1 rRNA gene is annotated in these 1465 nt (G+C 51.7%); it reads right to left on the bottom strand.

Annotated features, from left to right (window positions below):
• Nucleotides 1-1166 (bottom strand): 23S ribosomal RNA (locus tag CCA01S_RS15030); the annotation flags it as partial.
• Nucleotides 1167-1465 lie beyond the last annotated feature (299 nt).

Below are 1465 nucleotides of genomic sequence, written 5' to 3' on the forward strand. Positions count from 1 at the left end.
CACCCGCAGCTTCGGTAACTGGCTTGAGCCCCGTTACATCTTCCGCGCAGGACGACTCGATCAGTGAGCTATTACGCTTTCTTTAAAGGGTGGCTGCTTCTAAGCCAACCTCCTGACTGTCTATGCCTTCCCACTTCGTTTCCCACTTAGCCCGTTTTAGGGACCTTAGCTGGCGGTCTGGGTTGTTTCCCTCTTGAGTCCGGACGTTAGCACCCGGTGCTCTGTCTCCCACACTGTACTTGCCGGTATTCGGAGTTTGCCATAGGTTGGTAAGTCGCCATGACCCCCTAGCTATAACAGTGCTCTACCCCCGGCAGTAATCATGTGAGGCACTACCTAAATAGTTTTCGGAGAGAACCAGCTATCTCCAGGCTTGTTTAGCCTTTCACCCCTATCCACAGCTCATCCCCTAACTTTTCAACGTTAGTGGGTTCGGTCCTCCAGCACGTGTTACCGTGCCTTCAACCTGGCCATGGATAGATCGCCTGGTTTCGGGTCTACACCCAGCGACTAAGACGCCCTGTTCGGACTCGCTTTCGCTACGCCTTCCCTATTCGGTTAAGCTTGCCACTGAATGTAAGTCGCTGACCCATTATACAAAAGGTACGCCGTCACCCCATAAAGAGGCTCCGACTGTTTGTATGCATACGGTTTCAGGATCTATTTCACTCCCCTTCCGGGGTTCTTTTCGCCTTTCCCTCACGGTACTGGTTCACTATCGGTCGATCACGAGTATTTAGCCTTGGAGGATGGTCCCCCCATGTTCAGACAGGATTTCACGTGTCCCGCCCTACTTGTCTGACGCCTAGTTCCACGCTCCAAATTTCGTCTACAGGGCTATCACCATGCTGTGGCCAGCCTTTCCAGACTGTTCGACTATTTGAAGCGCTAAATCGTCAAGGCTCATCCGGTTTCGCTCGCCGCTACTGCCGGAATCTCGGTTGATTTCTTTTCCTCGAGCTACTGAGATGTTTCAGTTCACCCGGTTCGCCCCGTACGGCTATGTATTCACCGTACGGTACGGCATCGCTGCCGTGGGTTTCCCCATTCGGACATCTGCGGATCAAAGCTTGTTTGCCAGCTCCCCGCAGCATTTCGCAGGCTACAACGTCCTTCTTCGCCTGTGATCGCCAAGGCATCCACCATATGCACTTATTCGCTTGATCCTATAACTTTGCAGACTGCGCTCGGTTACAGGAATTGAGTTTCGCGTGTTTGTGCCGTTCAATTCCATTAAAGGCTCAGTAGAACAACGCCTTGCGGCCTTGCCCTGCTTGAATCTTAAGAACTTTTGAACAATTGATTTTGCAATCACAACCCGTAAATTACCCATTGCCAACACTTAAGTTGACCATGATATTTACATTGTTGTGCTTCTTCCAGATTGTTAAAGAACATGGTACTGCGCCAGACACTGGCCGCGTGCCCCACCGCGTGGGACGCGCAAACAATGCCCAGTTGACAA

Origin of the sequence: Castellaniella caeni NBRC 101664, assembly GCF_001592225.1 — a bacterium.
Taxonomy (GTDB): Bacteria; Pseudomonadota; Gammaproteobacteria; order Burkholderiales; family Burkholderiaceae_B; genus Castellaniella; species Castellaniella caeni.